General features: G+C 65.9%; 15 protein-coding genes and 1 riboswitch. Of the genes, 8 read left to right on the top strand and 7 right to left on the bottom strand.

Going from position 1 to position 15546, the window contains the following annotated elements; all coding sequences use genetic code 11:
• Positions 1-70 precede the first annotated feature (70 nt).
• Positions 71-781 (top strand): TetR/AcrR family transcriptional regulator, encoded by a 711-nt coding sequence (locus tag JS528_RS01345; RefSeq protein ID WP_214357297.1) that lies wholly within the window; start codon positions 71-73, stop codon positions 779-781.
• Here JS528_RS01345 and JS528_RS01350 read toward each other — a convergent pair.
• The 3 genes from JS528_RS01350 to JS528_RS01360 all read right to left on the bottom strand — a co-directional run bounded on the left by JS528_RS01350 (position 756) and on the right by JS528_RS01360 (position 4827).
• Complete coding sequence (locus tag JS528_RS01350) at positions 756-2096, bottom strand: MFS transporter (protein WP_240541263.1); 1341 nt, start codon at positions 2094-2096, stop codon at positions 756-758. The two genes, JS528_RS01345 and JS528_RS01350, sit on opposite strands and share 26 nt — an antisense overlap.
• 349 nt (positions 2097-2445) lie before the next feature.
• Complete coding sequence (locus JS528_RS01355) at positions 2446-3414, bottom strand: 3-hydroxyacyl-CoA dehydrogenase family protein (protein ID WP_214357299.1); 969 nt, start codon at positions 3412-3414, stop codon at positions 2446-2448.
• A 66-nt stretch (positions 3415-3480) separates the two neighbouring features.
• Entirely contained in the window at positions 3481-4827 is a 1347-nt protein-coding gene (locus tag JS528_RS01360; protein ID WP_214357300.1) for an MFS transporter, read from the bottom strand.
• Positions 4828-5053: 226 nt separating this feature from the next.
• On the opposite strand from JS528_RS01360, the gene JS528_RS01365 reads away from it, so the two are divergent.
• Entirely contained in the window at positions 5054-5950 is an 897-nt protein-coding gene (locus JS528_RS01365) for a LysR family transcriptional regulator (RefSeq protein ID WP_214357301.1), read from the top strand.
• Here JS528_RS01365 and JS528_RS01370 read toward each other — a convergent pair.
• The 3 genes from JS528_RS01370 to JS528_RS01380 all read right to left on the bottom strand — a co-directional run bounded on the left by JS528_RS01370 (position 5934) and on the right by JS528_RS01380 (position 8551).
• On the bottom strand, positions 5934-6596 hold the full coding sequence (locus JS528_RS01370; protein ID WP_214357302.1) for a DedA family protein: 663 nt from the start codon (positions 6594-6596) through the stop codon (positions 5934-5936). The two genes, JS528_RS01365 and JS528_RS01370, sit on opposite strands and share 17 nt — an antisense overlap.
• A 114-nt stretch (positions 6597-6710) precedes the next feature.
• Positions 6711-7733, bottom strand: coding sequence for a sensor histidine kinase (locus tag JS528_RS01375; protein WP_214357303.1), 1023 nt, complete (start codon positions 7731-7733; stop codon positions 6711-6713).
• A 59-nt stretch (positions 7734-7792) separates the two neighbouring features.
• The gene (locus JS528_RS01380) at positions 7793-8551 is read right to left on the bottom strand and encodes a response regulator transcription factor (protein ID WP_214357304.1); all 759 of its coding nucleotides are present in this window, start codon (positions 8549-8551) and stop codon (positions 7793-7795) included.
• Positions 8552-8745: 194 nt separating this feature from the next.
• On the opposite strand from JS528_RS01380, the gene JS528_RS01385 reads away from it, so the two are divergent.
• The 5 genes from JS528_RS01385 to JS528_RS01405 all read left to right on the top strand — a co-directional run bounded on the left by JS528_RS01385 (position 8746) and on the right by JS528_RS01405 (position 13374).
• A complete protein-coding gene (locus JS528_RS01385) occupies positions 8746-9588 on the top strand; it encodes an ABC transporter ATP-binding protein (RefSeq protein ID WP_214357305.1) in 843 nt (280 codons plus the stop codon).
• Between the two features lie 13 nt (positions 9589-9601).
• Complete coding sequence (locus tag JS528_RS01390; RefSeq protein WP_214357306.1) at positions 9602-10402, top strand: ABC transporter permease; 801 nt, start codon at positions 9602-9604, stop codon at positions 10400-10402.
• Between the two features lie 132 nt (positions 10403-10534).
• Positions 10535-12184, top strand: coding sequence for a PolC-type DNA polymerase III domain-containing protein (locus tag JS528_RS01395; protein ID WP_214357307.1), 1650 nt, complete (start codon positions 10535-10537; stop codon positions 12182-12184).
• A gap of 146 nt (positions 12185-12330) precedes the next feature.
• A riboswitch (Fluoride riboswitch) is annotated at positions 12331-12427 on the top strand.
• Between the two features lie 60 nt (positions 12428-12487).
• Positions 12488-13000, top strand: a complete 513-nt coding sequence (locus tag JS528_RS01400) for a fluoride efflux transporter FluC (protein ID WP_214357308.1) — start codon at positions 12488-12490, stop codon at positions 12998-13000.
• Between the two features lie 2 nt (positions 13001-13002).
• The gene (locus JS528_RS01405) at positions 13003-13374 is read left to right on the top strand and encodes a fluoride efflux transporter FluC (protein ID WP_214357309.1); all 372 of its coding nucleotides are present in this window, start codon (positions 13003-13005) and stop codon (positions 13372-13374) included.
• A 21-nt stretch (positions 13375-13395) separates the two neighbouring features.
• Here the strand turns inward: JS528_RS01405 and JS528_RS01410 are convergent, their stop codons facing one another.
• Entirely contained in the window at positions 13396-13926 is a 531-nt protein-coding gene (locus JS528_RS01410; protein WP_214357310.1) for a PadR family transcriptional regulator, read from the bottom strand.
• Positions 13927-14054: 128 nt separating this feature from the next.
• On the opposite strand from JS528_RS01410, the gene JS528_RS01415 reads away from it, so the two are divergent.
• Positions 14055-15419 carry an MATE family efflux transporter gene (locus tag JS528_RS01415; RefSeq protein ID WP_240541233.1) on the top strand — a complete coding sequence of 455 codons (1365 nt, stop codon included), beginning with the start codon at positions 14055-14057 and terminating at the stop codon, positions 15417-15419.
• Positions 15420-15546: the final 127 nt, after the last annotated feature.

The following is a 15546-nucleotide window of genomic DNA, read 5'->3' on the forward strand; positions in this document are numbered from 1 at the left end:
GCTATCGACCGGTATCGTGCACGCGCAAGCGCCGCGACATCGGACATGACAGAACGGAGGAAACTGCTACATGGACCGCACGGACCGTACGGACCGCATCGGCGAGGGCCCGAATACGGGATATGACCGTTCCTCGCCGGCATCCCATCCGACGGGGAGCATGGCCGCCGATCGTCGTCTCGCCACACTGCATCGCAACAACGAGGAGTCGAACGCCTTCGTACGCGAATGCATCGAAGGGGCGCTGATACGGCTGATGGAGACCAAGCCGTTCGACCGCATCAGCGTCTCCGATATCGCGCGTCTCGCCGGCGTCTCACGCAACGCCTACTACCGCAACTATTCGTCGAAGGAGGACATCCTCACGGGATTCCTCGACACCGTGTTCACGGCGATCAATGCGAGCCTGCTCAGCTACGATCCGATGACGCAGACACGCGAGGCGTGGCTCGCGCTGCTTGACGGCGTGAGCGGCATAGCGCAGCAGTACCGGCTCATCCTGAAGGCCGGCCAAGGCGACCGTATCCGCGAGCGGATGGAGTCGCATATGAATCGCGGCGCCGCAAGGAACCGGATCGGACCCACCTACGCCGCATGCTACTGGGCGGGCGCCATCTGCGCGGTGGTGGACCGTTGGGTGCTGGACGGCATGGCCGCGCCCAAGGAGGAAATCGCCGACGTCATGACCGACCTGATGCTCCGCGGCGTGGCCACGGCCGACAAGTACGGCACGGGATGCGTCGCGGACACCGCGGTCAGCGTCGTACGCGCGAGAGCGTGAGCACGTACCAGGCGACGGGCAGGGTCAGCAGGCCTCCGGCGACGAACACCCACGCGATCGGGATCACGTCGGCGAGCGGCGCGAAGATCAGCATGCCGAGCGGCATGCCGAACGTTGAGAGCGTGGTGTCGAGACCGAAGACGCGGCCGGTCATCGACTCGTCGGATTCGGACTGCATGATCGTGCGCATCGGGCCGATGCAGACGGCGGAGGCGACGCCGTTGAGCACGTCGATGACGAGGTAGACGAGCAGGTTCGGCGCCAGTCCGAGCCCGACGACGGTGATGCCGACCATCGCGATGCCGGCCGCGACCATACGCAGTTGCCTAACCCCGCCGCGCAGGAACCTCACGCCGATCGTGGACATGAGCGCGCCGCCGAGCAGCATGCCGACGCTCAGACCGAGCTCGTTGGCGGCGAGCTTGTCGGAGGCGGTCGTGAGATTCACGAACCCCAGATTCAGGTCGATGCCCTCGTATTCGCGGGTCATGAGCAGAAGCGTCAGGTTCATCGGGGCGACCGACATGAAGCAGGTGAGCGCGTCGCCGAGGATCACGCCCTTCAGGTGGGGGTTGCCCATCGCGTACGCGAGTCCGGCCTTGAGGTCGGCGAAGTTGCGACGCAGGATGGCCATCGGTCCGGCGTTCCCGGAATGACCGTCGCCGTCGGCCGGGGCCGGACGTCCGGACGCGGCGACGTCGACCGTCCTTCTCGGCATGCGGATGAACGCGACGAAGCCGACGCCTATCACGGCGGTCGTCACGTCGATCAGCAGGATCGACCACAGCGGCGCCACGTTAACGAGCACGGCGGCGAGGGCTGGTGCGGCGAGGCGGTTGGCCGAGTCGATGACGCCGAATATCGAGTTGACGCGCAGCAGCCCCCGCTCCGGAACGATGTCCGGGATGAACGACTGCACGGCGGGCTGCTGGATGCCGCCGCCCGCCGAACGGATGAGCAGCACCACGAAGATCAGCGACAGACTCGCCCATCCGGTCGCGAAGGCGACGGACAGCGCCACGGTGACGGCCGCGATGACGAGATCCGGCAGGACGATCAGGGCCTTGCGGTTGTACCGGTCGGCCATAGGCCCGCCGAAGATCGACACGACGGCCTGCGGCACCACGCCGAAGAGGGTGGCGAGCAGCATGGACCAGCCGCTCTTCTCCTGCATCACGATCCACCACCAGATGGCGTATTGGACGATGCTGGAGCCGAGCAGCGAGAACGCCTGCCCGACGAGCAGCAATGCGGCGCGGCGATGCCAGCCGGTTTCGCGCGGGTCGTTCTCCGACGCGATCGCGTCCGAAGGCATGGCGGAACCTTGGGAAAGATGTTGAGACATGTGTGTTGATAATCCTTACGTGTACCCGGGAACGGGACCGTCGCCGAATCCGGCGACACGACGACCTACGGGCAACCACTGAACGGTATGCCGTCGCCGGTCGTACCCCTCTCGACTGATGTGCATATGACGAAACCGGCGCGCCCGCATCAAACGGGCTGCGTCACGGCCCATCGACGGGCCGATCATCGCGTTATATCGCGGGTTTGAACGCGACCAGCGCGTCCCTCGTCATCATGCAACGTAAAGAACACATGGTTCCAGACCATAAACCCCGTCACGGACAGGCGATCACGGGCGGACGATCACGGGCGGACGGTCATTCGCCGGATTCCGCCTCCGCATCCTCCTTCAGCGCGCGCAGCAGCGCCCGGTCGCGTTCCTCGATGACGCGCCTGCCGTCCTCCCCCTGCCAGGAGAAGAATCCCCTGCCGGTCTTTGCGCCCAGATCGCCGGCCTTGACCTTCTCGGCGAGCAGCGGCGAGGGACCGGTGCCGTTGTCCATGTCGTCGAACAGGTAGGTGCTGATGTTGTAGAACACGTCGAGTCCGCCCAGATCGATGCTGGCGACCGGGCCGACGAGGTTCCAGCGGCGGCCGAGGCTGTACCTCATCACGTCGTCGACGGTGGCCGCGTCGGCGATGCCCTCCTGGATGATGTGGAACTCCTCGCGCAGCACGGCCATCTGGAGACGGTTGCCGATGAAACCGAGCGACTCCCTGTTGAGCTTCGCCGGCTTCTTGCCGATGCGCGCCATCAGGTCGAAGGTCGTGTCGAGCACGTCCGGGGCGGTCCGCTCCCCCGGCACGACCTCGACCAAAGGCATGAGCTGCGCCGGATTCCAGAAGTGCGCGACGACGAAACGCTCGGGCCTCTCCAGCGCGGAGGCGATGGCCGTCGGACTCAGGCCCGAGGTGTTCGTCGCGAAGATCGCGTCCTTCGGCGCGAACCGTTCGACCTCGGCCCACACGCTTCGCTTCACGTCGAGGTTCTCGGCGACCGATTCGATGACGAAGTCGGCGCCGGCGACGCCCTCCTCGTAGCCGACGACCGGCGTGAGACGCTCGAGCACGTCGTCGACCGTCTCGCCGTCGTGCAGAAGCCCCGCATCGGCGAAGGCCGTCGTGTCCCGGCGGACGTTGCCCATCGCGCGTTGCAGCGACGCCTCGCTGCGCCCGACCAGTCTCGTGTCGTATCCCGCCAGCGCGAACTGCAGCGCGATGGCGTGCCCCATCGTGCCGGTGCCCACGTTCGCGATCGTCCGGATATCGTCAACATTCCTGCTCATCGTCGAACCACCTTCGTCTTCATTTCCATGCGGCGGTAATCGCCGTCTCCCGTATTGTAGGCCCGTTCAGCGGTCGGACCAGCGCAGCAGCTCGAAGACGAGGACGTAGACGAGCAGCAGCGCGGAGGCGAGGAACACGATGCGCAGGGCGAGATCGAGCGAGGGCAGGAACGTGGCGACGACGCCGAACACCGCGACGCCGATCGCGCCTCCGACCTGGCGGAACGTGTTGAACATGGCCGAGGCGATGCCGGCCTGCGCCGAATCGACGCTTTTGAGCACCACACCCGCGGCCGCCGGCGTGGTGATGGCCGCGCCGAAGCCGACGACGCTCAGTCCGACGGCGATCACCCATACGGGGATGGGCTGCGGGGTGAGGAATTCGAACAGGAACCCGGCGATCATGATCGTCAGTCCCAACGTGATGGAGAACTTCGATCCGTGTGCGGTGATGATGCGCCCGCCGGCGAGGTTGCCGGCGATGGTCACGAACGCGGAGGGCACGAATACGAGTCCCGCGGCGAACGCGCCCATGCCGAGCTCGTTCTGGAGGAACATCGTGCAGATGAACACCATGCCGTACCAGTTGAAGATCATGATGAAGCCGATCTGCAGCGCGACTTGCATGCCGCGGACACGGAAGAGCCCGAGCGGCATCATCGGGGCCGCGACCTTCGACTGCACATACGCGAACGCGGCAAGCGCGACGAGTCCCGCGCCGAGCAGCGCGAGGGTCGCGGGCGCGACGGCCCCGATCGATCCGACCTCGATGATGCCGGCGACGAGCGCGGACAGGCCGATCAGCGCCAACGTCTGACCCGTCCAGTCGAATCGGACCGGACGGGACGGGGAACGGGCGATGCGCGGGGCCGCGACGAGGATCGCCAGGCAGAACGGCACGTTGATCGCGAACACGAGACTCCAGTGAATCGGCGTGAGGAGCCCTCCGAGCAACGGTCCCACGGCCGACGCGGAGGCGCCGCCCGCGCCCCACAGGGCCAGAGCCCACGCGCGGCGCCGCGGATCCGGATTCGCCTCGTTGATCAGGGACATTGAGGCGGGCAGGATCAGCGCCGAGGCGACACCGAGCAGGCATCGGCCGGCGACGAGCGCCGCCATCGACCAGGCGAACGAGCAGAACAGCGAGGCCGCTCCGAACAGCGTCGCCCCGACGAGGAACACGCGTTTGGCCCCGAACCGGTCGGCGAGGCTGCCGGCGAGCAGCAGCAGGGCCGCGAACAGCAGCGTGTAGCCGTCGACGACCCATTGCCGGACCGCCATGTCGCCGCCGAGGTCCTGCGCGATGGTGGGCAGCGCCACGTTGACGATGAGCACATCCATGCCCGCGAGGAACGAAGCCAGGGCCGCCGCGAACGTGGTCGGCACCGACGAACTCTTTGAAGGAACTTCCATATTGCTCCCGATTTCATATACCGATATCTGCAACGCTGAATATGATATGTTCTGAAAACGTTGGAATATCGCCGTTTGTATATGATTGTGGTTTACAACCCGTGAACCATGGGTTCACACAGTTCCGGCCCCTCGACCTCCCCTCCCCGAGAGGGGTCGTCCATGGATGCGGACCGAGAGGCGGGAACCGGGACAAGCCGAAGACCATCCGACCGACAGGGGCGCAATGTACGATACACGTCTGGACGCGGTGATCGCCGCCGCAGAGACCGGCAGCTTCGCGGCCGCCGGACGTCGACTGCACATCTCGACGCCGGCGCTCGCCAAGCAGGTCACCACATTCGAAAGGGATTGCGGGATCACGCTCTTCAATCGTTCCCGCACCGGCGTCACCCCGACCCGGGCCGGCGCGGAGCTGATCGAGGGTGCACGGGACGTTATCCGGCAGTCGGCCGAGATCATCGACAGGGCGCGGCGGCATGCGCATCCCGATGATGCACCGGTCCGATTGGGCATCTCCATCCTGCGTCCGGCACGCCGAATCCTCGACCTGTGGCAACGTGCCGGGCACACGGATATCCGTCTGGAACTCGTCTCGATGCCGGACGACGATATGCCGATCGGCGACATCATCGCACGGCTCGGCGAGGACATCGACGTGATCGCCACTGCGTTCGTGCCGAACCACTGGAACGGCGTGTGCGGCATGCTGCCGCTGTCATACGAGCCGCTGTGTCTGGCCGCGCCGCGCAGCCACCCGCTCGCGCGACGGGCGAGGCTCACGATCGACGATCTGACCGGCGCGCGCATCCGCATCCTGTCGCGCGGCAACGGTGCCGACGACATCGCCCGTGACCTGCTCACGCGCAATCCGGGTATCACCCTGGTCGACATCGACCGGTACGACCTCGACCTGTTCAACGACTGCGCCGAATCCGGCGACCTGCTCATCTCCAAGCCGATGTGGGACGGCGTGCACCCGCAGCTCGTCAACGTGGCCGTCGACTGGCCCGAACCGGTCGGCATGCAGTACGGCCTCCTGTACCCGCTCGCCCCGTCCCCGGCCGTCAGGGCGTTCGTCGACCGAGTCGCGCAGCTGGGCGGCGTTACGCCCGCCGAGTGACGAGATGCGCACGCACCTTGACGACGACGTACCAGACGACCAGTGCGACGACGATCGCGGCAACGGCGTACTGGAACCTGTCGAGGAAACCGAGGATGGAGCACCACTGCGCGCCGAGCAGGTATCCGGCCATGATGAGAATCGTGTTCCACACAGCCGAGCCGATCATCGTCAGCAACGTGAACCTGGCGAGATCCGTGCGAGCGATGCCCGCGGGGATGGAGATGAGCGAACGCACGATCGGAATGACGCGGCCGATGAACACGGACAGGAGACCGTAGCGGGCGAACCAGTCGTTCGCCTTGTCGATGTCGGACGCGTCGGTCAGCGGCATCCGATCGAACAGACGACGCATGCGCTCCGCACCGATCGCGTAGGCGACGCCGTAGAGCATGAGCGCGCCGACGACCGAGCCGACGGTGGCGCCGCCGATCGCCTCGACCAAGGTCATGTGCCCCTGAGCGGCGGTGAAGCCGGCCAGGGGCAGGATGACCTCGCTGGGAATCGGTGGGAACAGGTTCTCGAGGAGCACGGCCACGCCCGTGCCGAGACCGCCCATGACGGACATGAGGCCGACGAGCCATTCGGTCATGGCTCCGATGAATCCGCCCGTGGAGACCGGGCATGCGGTGATGTTTTCGATCATGGCCCCAACGCTATGGGGGCCTCGCTTAGCGTCGGCTAATTCTCGACACGCCGGCGCGTGAGTGACGATGCGCGATGCGAGGAAGGCGTCGTGGCGGCATCCCGCGGTCCGACGTCACGACGCCAGCGGCAGCGTGAGCCGCATCACGGTGCCGCTGGCGGATGTCGATTCGACGTCCAGCGCGCCGCCGTAGCGGTTCGCCACGTCGCGCGCCAACGCGAGGCCCAGCCCGTATCCCTGATGCGTGGTGCCGTCGTCGTCGCGCGCGAATCTGCGGAACAGCCGTTCGGGGTTCTCCCCGATGCCGGGACCGTGGTCGCTCACGCGGATGGTGGCGTCGCCGCGGTGATGATAGCCGAGCGAGACGGTCACGTGAGTGCCGTCGGGCGCATGCGCGACGGCGTTGTCCAGCACGGCGACGAGACAGCGCGAGAGTCCCACGGCGTTGCCCCGCACGATGAGATGCGCGGGGTCGCCGTCGATGCGCTTGTCGATGACGACCCCGCGCTTGTCGGCGAGGGGTCTCACCGCATCGACCGACTGGTCGATGACGCCGGCGAGCGGCACCGGCTCGGTGTCGACGGCGCCGCGGGCCGCGACGAGCAGGTCGGTGATGATGGCGTTCATGCGGTCCACGTCGCCCCTCAGATCGGCGAGGGCCCCGTCGATGGGCTGTCCGTGCGCACGACGGAAGTCGATCAGGTCGATGCGTGTGGAGATGACGGCGAGCGGCGTCTTGAGCTCGTGGCTGGCGTCGGCGACGAAGTCCTTCTGCAGTTCGAACGCGTGCTCGAGCGGCGCGACCTCCTTGCGCGAGTAGTACCGTCCGACGAGGGCGACCGCGGCGACGACGCCGAGCACGAACAGGACGGTGAAGCCGATGGCCTTGCGCGTGTCGATGATCATCATGCCGGATCCGAACTGCTCGGTGACGCTCATGGCGTTCGGGTCGAGGCCCCGCTCGGTGAATTCGTGCCGCGAGCCGAGCAGCACGCCGAGGATGTAGATGACGCCGCCGACGACGGTGATGACCGCCATCGCGATGGTCATGCGCAGGCTGATGAGTCCGGCGACATGCCCGCCGCGCCCGATGTCGGTGCGGCTGTCCGTGGTGTGTCCGTCCATGGTTGCCCCCATTGCTTCCTTCCGCTGTTCGTCGAACCCGGATCGATCGTCCCCGTCGGTGCGGCCGAACCTCATTCGCGCGGATCCCCGATGCGGTAGCCGCGCCCGCGCACGGTGTCGATGATGCGTCGCGTGGTCTTGCCGCGCACGTACGAGACGTACACGTCGACGGCGCCGATGTCGCTGCCGTCGGAGAACGCGCCGCGCAGGATCTCCTCGCGCGTGAACACATGGTCGGGCGAGGACGCGAGCGTGGCGAGCAGCTTCGACTCGGTCTCGGTCAGGGACGTCGCACGTCCGTCGGGGTCCTCGATGACGTTGCTGCCGGGCTTGAGCAGCCAGTCGCCGATCGTCACGGCCGCGGCCTGCGCATGGAACCCCCGCAGCAGGGCGCGCAGCCGGGCCTCGAGCTCGGCGAAGTGGAACGGCTTGGTCAGATAGTCATTGGCGCCGGCGTCGAGGCCGTCGACGATGTCGTCGACCTCGGCGAGGGCGGTGAGCATGAGCGCCGGCGTGGTGACGCCTGCGGCGCGCAGTCGCCTGACCAGGTCGAGACCGTCGCCGTCGGGCAGTCGCCGGTCGACGACGAGCGCATCGTATCGGCCCTCCCTGAGCAGCCCGCGCGCCTCGCCCTCGGAGCGCGCCCAGTCGACGCGATGGTCGGTGCCGAGCATCTCGGCCGTCATCGCCCCCAGGTCGGGGTCGTCCTCGACGAACAGGACGGCGGGCAGCAGAAGCCGTTCGGGGCTCTCGGCGAAGGCGCCGCTCCGTCCCGCCGCCGCGCCCCGCGCATCCGTATCGTTGCCGTCGGCCGTTCGTCCCGTCGCCATCGCCCTCTCCTCGTCGTTCGTGATCCGTCCGGCCCGACGACGCGGTCCCGGGAACGCCCTCATCGGATTCCGTCGGCCCCGGCCCCGCGTCCGGCCTTCTCCTACGGTTATATCAGACCTCCGAACCGCTAAGGGTGCGCTAAGAAACGCTCGGGGATTGGCTCGGATGATGGCTTGGAAGTACCGTGCGCGGTATGAGTGGAATGAACGTATTCACCGCCGAACATGTGTCGTGCGTGGTGCCGTCGCCGGACGGCGACCGCATGATCTTCTCCGGTCTGTCCTTCGCGATCCGCACCGGTGAGATCGTCGATCTGGTGGGCCCGTCCGGTTCCGGCAAGAGCAGCCTGCTGACGGCGTTCGCGCTGCTGAATCCGCACGCGTCCGGATCGTTCGCATTGGAGGGGCGCGATTCGGGCGACTTCACGCCGCAGCGGTGGCGCCGCGAGGTGGCGTACCTGCCGCAGAAGCCGATCCTGCCCGGCGAGACGGTGGCCGATGCGATCCGGCTGCCGTACACGTTGGCGGTGCGCGCCGATGGGGACGCGCCGGCATCCGGCGTCCCGTCGTCCGCCGCCGGCACGCCGACGCGACGCATGGGCTTGGTAGGCCGGTTCGCGCGGCTTTTCCGGGACGACGACGCGAAGGCCCGCGACCTGCTGCCGGAGGGCCGCATCCGTGCGACGCTGGACGCGATGGGATGCGACGACATCGATCTGACGAGGGCCCCGCACGACCTGTCCGGCGGTCAGGCGGCACGCGTCTCGCTGGCGCGCACGTTGCTCACGGGCCCGAAGGTGCTGCTGGCCGACGAGGTGGACGCGGGCCTCGACGACGAGAACGCGGACAGGGTCGCCTCGATCATGGCCGATGCGGCGACGCACGGCATGGCGATCGTCCGCATCAGACACCGTCCCCCGGACGGCCGGGCCACACGCGTCGTCACGTTGGCGGACGGGGCGCTGAGCGGGTCGGAGACGGGTGACGCGGCGGCCCCGAACGGGGCGCGGAAGCTTCGGAGGACGCGGAACGCATGAGGGAGGAGCGCGCATGAGCGGCAATGCATACGACATCGACGTATGGGGACTGGTCGTCGCCCTAGCCATGGTGGCCGTGGCCGCCGGCGTGAGCGGACTGATGCGCATGGGCATCGGCAGGACCTTGTTGTGGTCGGCCTGCCGAGCTTTGCTGCAGCTGTGTGCGATGGGTTTCGTCATCGGCTATGTGATCCGAGCGAACAACGTGTTCCTCGTCTTCGCGATGATCGGCGTGATGCTCGTCGCCGCCGTACAGATTACGCTCTCCCGTGCCAAGGGAGTGCCGAAGGGACTGGCGGGGCCGGTGTTGCTGAGCCTGACGATCACGATGCTGCTGATGATCACGCTGGTCACCGAACTCGTGGTGCGACCGCACCCGTGGTACGCGCCGCAGCTGGTCGTGCCGTTGACCGGCATGCTGCTCGGCAACACGGTCTCCGCGCTGGCGGTCGGCCTGAGCCGGTTCTACGAGAGCATGGACGAACGGCGCGACGAGATCGACACGATGCTCGCGCTCGGCGCCACCGCATGGGAGGCGGCACGTCCGTCGATCGTCTCCTCGATCCGACTGGGGCTCCTGCCGACGATGGCGACGCTCGCCTCCTGCGGCATCGTGACGATCCCCGGCATGATGGCCGGTCAGGTCATCGCCGGCGGCGACCCGCTGGAGGCCGCGAAATACCAGTTCGTCGTGTTCGCGGCGATCTCGGCGCTGACGCTCGTAGCCGACGGTCTGATCATGGCCATGGTCTACCGCACCTGCTTCACCGCCGACGACCAGTTCAGGCCGCGGGACATGCGTGGAACGCGCTGAGCGGTCCGTTCCGTGGGGTGCCCGGTCGATGTGGATCGGGCACCCCACGGAACGGACCTTTCTCTCTTTGTATTTCCCGTATTTACGTTGCCCTATCCCCTATCGGCGGCTGTGAGCGCTACCATGAGAGGTATGGAGAATGATTCCATGTTTGGTAGTGAAGAAAACAGAGAAAACAGCAATAACGACGACAGCCGCGCGAATGCGGCGATCGACCGCTCGTGGCTGAACGAGGCCAAGGAAAGCATCGGCCAGTGGTCGTACATCATGCTCAGGGACGCGGACGACCACGACATCGACTGGGATTGGGTGCGTTCGCTTGACCTGGTCAACGGCATCGGCGCGGCCTCCCCCGCCGACTACGAGGCGGGAGCGGCCTCGAACGTGCACGACCTGCTCAAGGCCGATCTGGAGATCCGAGATCGACTTGAGGCGATCATCGCGAAGATGAGCATGACGTTCATGCGTGACTTCGACCGTCGCATCACGACGTACGATCTGCCGCGTGCACTTGCCTACGCGGACCGCAGGCTCAACGACCAGATCCAGCTGCTGCGCGACCGTGGCATCGCCGAGGGATTGTGGACCGTCACGGACGAGGAGCGCCAACGCGTCACCGTGCCGGTGCTCGCCGCGGCGAAGGAGGGTGTGGTCGTCGACGACATTCAGGACCGCACCGCCGAGATCGTCAATGCACGCGCCGAGCAGCGCAAGGCCGATCGCGCCAAGCGCGAGGAGTCGCGCCGGCATCGCGAGCAGGCGTTGTTCGAGGCCGACGAGGTGAAGTACGGTTCCGTCGAGGCCGGACCGGACGAGTCCGCTCCGGCCGATTCCAGCTCCGACGCCGGCAGCCCCGACTACCTCATCGAGGGACAGCCCGTCATCAACGACGACAACCCGGCCGTACCGTCGGTCGAGCACGTCGACGAGAACGAGACCGCCGTGCCCGAGGCACGATTCGAGAAGTCCCGCCATGCGGCCGCCGAGCATGTGGCCGAGCACGCCGCCGCGCGTCCGAAGGACTACTGGCGCGAGGTGTTCCTCCCGGGGCGCGACGTGGACAAGGTCATGGGCATCGATCTGGAGACGAACGGCACCGAACCGTACCGCACCTACATCATCGACGTCGGATTCGAATACATGAACATGAAGTCGCCCCGTCCGGCCGACGCCCCCACCGGATACCGCTACGACAAGGACTACTACGAGGGCGGCGACGCGTACGACCAGCACCGGTACTCGTTCGGCGTGACCCCGGAGGCCGCCCGTCACGGCAACCCGTTCATCATCCAGCTGACCGGCATCGACATCAAGGAGCGCGTCGGCGCGGACTACCCGCTGTTCGATGAGGACTTCGAGGCACAGGCCGACCTGCTGAAGCGACTCGTCTCGCAGCCGTTCGTGGCGCACATGGCCACCTTCGAGCACAGCTTCTTCATGCTCAACGTCAAGGGATATGCGGAGGCGTATCGCAATGGGCATGTGACCATCATCGACACGCTGCCGATGAGCCGCCTGTGGGACGAGGGATCCATCCCCAGTGAGGAGCATCCCGACGGCGACAACCGCCTCGACGCGTACGCGAAGCGTCAGGGCGCGCTGCACGAGGACGACGCCGAACGTCATCTCGGTCTCGAGGACACGCATATCATGCTGCTCGCGATGAAGCATCACCTCACCCAGCTCAAGGCCGAGGCTCGAGGACCGTGGGGCCCTGGCGGCAAGGCCGGCGTCGGCGGCAAGCGCATCATCAACTACCGTCGCCGTCACTGGAGGCGCTGAGCTGCGGATGCTCTGCCTAAATGAACATCGTGTCGTCTGTTTCGGTATGCTACAACAGACGACACGATGTTCATTGTTATGTGGCGTCGGCTTCTCGCCACATAACGATCAACTTGCGCGTCGGATTGTCGCCGGAGCGAGTATGCTCACGCACAGGCGATGGAACCCGCCAGAAACCCGTCTTGCCGCCCTGCGCCACGGATCGGTTTCGAACCGCATACCGCTGATAGTTCCTACACAACCATTCCAACATAGGGACCGTTGTGTCTTCAGCGACCTCCAGCGGCGCCCGGAAAGGCAATCATGAGTCAGTCGTCGTCGACCTCGACGCTGCATCGTTTCCCCGCTATCCATCCGGATATCTTCCTCGTCGTCTTCGTCGGCGGATCCATCGGCACGGCATTGCGCTACGCGTTCGCACTGATTCCCGCGAGCGGCGACTTCCATACGGGTACGCTGATCGCCAACCTCATCGCCTGTTTCTGCTATGCGGGGCTGACGACGTTCCTCTCGGGGTCCGCATCCACCCGATTCGGCGTCGCGCTCGGTGCGCGCGGCAGGGAGTATGCGAGCCGCGGTCTCGGCATGGGGCTGTGCGGAGGACTGTCCACTATGTCCACACTGGCGTTGGAATGCTTCACCGCGATTCATTCGGGCGACGCGTCCGTCGGCATCCTGTATCTGCTTGCGACGTTCGCGCTCGGCATCCTGTGCGCCGTGCTGGGTACGAACGTCGGCTCGCGACTCGCCGTCACGGTCGTCGGCCGCGCAAATGGGTCCGGAGATGTTGCGGACATCACGCGGGAGGAGGCGTGACGATGACCATGCTTCTTCCGATTCTCATCTGTCTGTGCGGAGGAGCCGGCGCGTCCTGCCGGTATCTTCTGGACGCCACCGTCAAAACATACTGGACGAAGGCGTTCCCGCTTTCCACGTTCATCATCAATCTCGTCGCCGGTCTGTTGGCCGGTCTCGTCGCCGCTCTGGCGATGAATGCGGCGATCAACGAATCATGGCGACTGCTGCTCGCCACCGGGTTCCTCGGCGGGTTCTCCACTTTCTCCACGGCGATCAACGAGATCGTGACGCTCGCGCGCGGACATGACCGTCTCACCGCATCGTGCTATGCGGTCTCCAGCATCATCGTGCCGCCGCTCGCCGTCGCGCTCGGCTTCATCCTCGTCGTCTGAACGGCGAACGGCGGCACGACGTCAGATCTCGATGTCGAGCATCGAACGCAGCCAGGAGATCTCGGCGGCGACCTGCGCATCATGCACGGTGATCAGCCCCTTGCGGTAGGGATCGTCGATGTGGTCGATCGACAGCGGATTGCCGGCGTCGCAGTAGAAGAAATGCACGTCGCCGCGCGACAGCAGATCGTAGCGGCGGCGCAGCACCGCATCACGATCCGCCTTGTCGGGCACGACGGACAGGAAGGTGAGCACCACGCGCCATCGGTTGAAGTCGGTGATGATGAAGCCGCCGGCGTTCTTGATCTCCTCGACGAGGCGTTCGCGTCCGGCGGGCTCCAGAGTGAACAGATGGCGCTGCCGTCCATCGCGCACGTCCGTCTTCTCGGAGATCAGCCCGGCCTTGACGAGACGACCGGTCGCCGGGTAGATCGCGCCGTCGCTGAACTTGCGCATGTCGCCCTGCAGCTGCTCCATCTTCTTGCGCAGCTCGTAGCCGCACATCGTCTTCTCGGACAGGAATCCGAGGATCATCATCTCAATCAGGCTCATAGGTTCCAGCTTATCTCGTTTCGACACGTTACGTTCACGGATGAGCCTCGTTGTCGAGAACGATTCGCTGCGCAGTGGAGCGCGGCGAGTACAGTGTCCAGACGTGGCCCAAACGGGATGTGCCCAAAATGTGCCCAAAACAGGAGGAGTCCGCCATCGCAGGAGCCGACGCGAAGTATCACGAGATGACGGAAAGCCCCGTCAGGCCGCTGATTCTCAAGCTGTGTCTGCCGGCGGTGATCTCGAATCTGGTCACCACCGCGTACAACCTCACCGACACTTTCTTCATAGGTCAGCTGGGCACTTCGCAATCGGGAGCGATCGGCATCGCGTTCTCCATCATGACGATCCTGCAGGCGCTGGGCTTCTTCTTCGGCAACGGCGCGGGCAACTCGATGAGTCGTGAGCTCGGCAAGCGCAACGACGAACGTGCCTCCCGGCTGCTTGCCATAGGCTTCGCCGGCGCGGTCCTGTCCGGTCTGCTCGTTGCCGTCGTCTGTCTGTCGACGCTGCGCCCCCTAGTCGTCGCGCTTGGTTCCACCGCGACCATCGCTCCGTACGCCGTGACCTATCTGACGCCGATCCTCGCCGCCGCGCCATGCGTATGCGGCTCGTTCGCCCTGAACGGGCTGCTGCGTTATCAGGGGCAATCCGCATACGGCATGATCGGTCTGGTCTCCGGCGCCCTGCTCAACTTCCTGCTCGCTCCGCTGTTCATCTTCGTGTTCGGCATGGGCATTCTCGGCGCAGGTCTTGCCACCGGCATCTGCCAGACGGTGAGTTTCGTCATCCTGACCGTCATGAGCGCACGGTTCGGCGTGCTGAAGCTCTCGTTGAGCAACTGCCGCCTCGACCCGCTGCTCCTGCGTGAGATCATCGGGGGCGGTCTGCCCTCGCTGATTCGTCAGGGGGCGGGTTCGATCGCGACCACGTGCGTGAACATCGCCGCCAACCCGTTCGGCGACGCGGCGATCGCCGGCATGGCCATCGTCATGCGCATCATGCTCGGAGCCAATTCGGTCATCATCGGCCTTGGTCAGGGATTCCAGCCGGTATGCGGTTACAATTACGGCGCCGCCAAATTCGCCCGAGTGCGCGAGGCCTACTGGTTCTGTGTCACTCTCGCCACCGGCGTGCTGCTCGCGCTGGGCGTCATCATCTGGATGACCGCGCCGCAACTTGTGGAGATCTTCCGCTCCGACCCGGCCGTAGTCGCCGTGGGCGTAGCGGCGCTGCACTTCCAGTGCGTGACCGTGGTGCTCAACGGCGTCAACATGATGGGCAACATGATCAGCCAGACGTTGGGGCAGACTGGCATCGCCTCGTTCCTCGCCGTATGCCGTACGGGTCTCTACCTCGCACCGATCGTGCTCATCCTGCCGCATTTCCTCGGCGTGACCGGTGTCGAGGCCGCGCAGGCCGTGGCCGACGTGCTCACCTTCGTCACCACCATCCCGTTCATGCGGCATATCCTCGGCAAGGTGCTGCACTGAGGATCGCAGAGAATCGTTCTCAATAACGAACGTGTGTGCCGCGGCATGTCGCCAAACGCACAGGGCTGTTCGGTGATCAGCGGTATTCCGGTCTTTTCGCGGATGTTCGATTGTGCGGGAATGTGCA

The sequence above is a fragment of the Bifidobacterium santillanense genome (genome assembly GCF_018555385.1).
Taxonomy (GTDB): Bacteria; Actinomycetota; Actinomycetes; order Actinomycetales; family Bifidobacteriaceae; genus Bifidobacterium; species Bifidobacterium santillanense.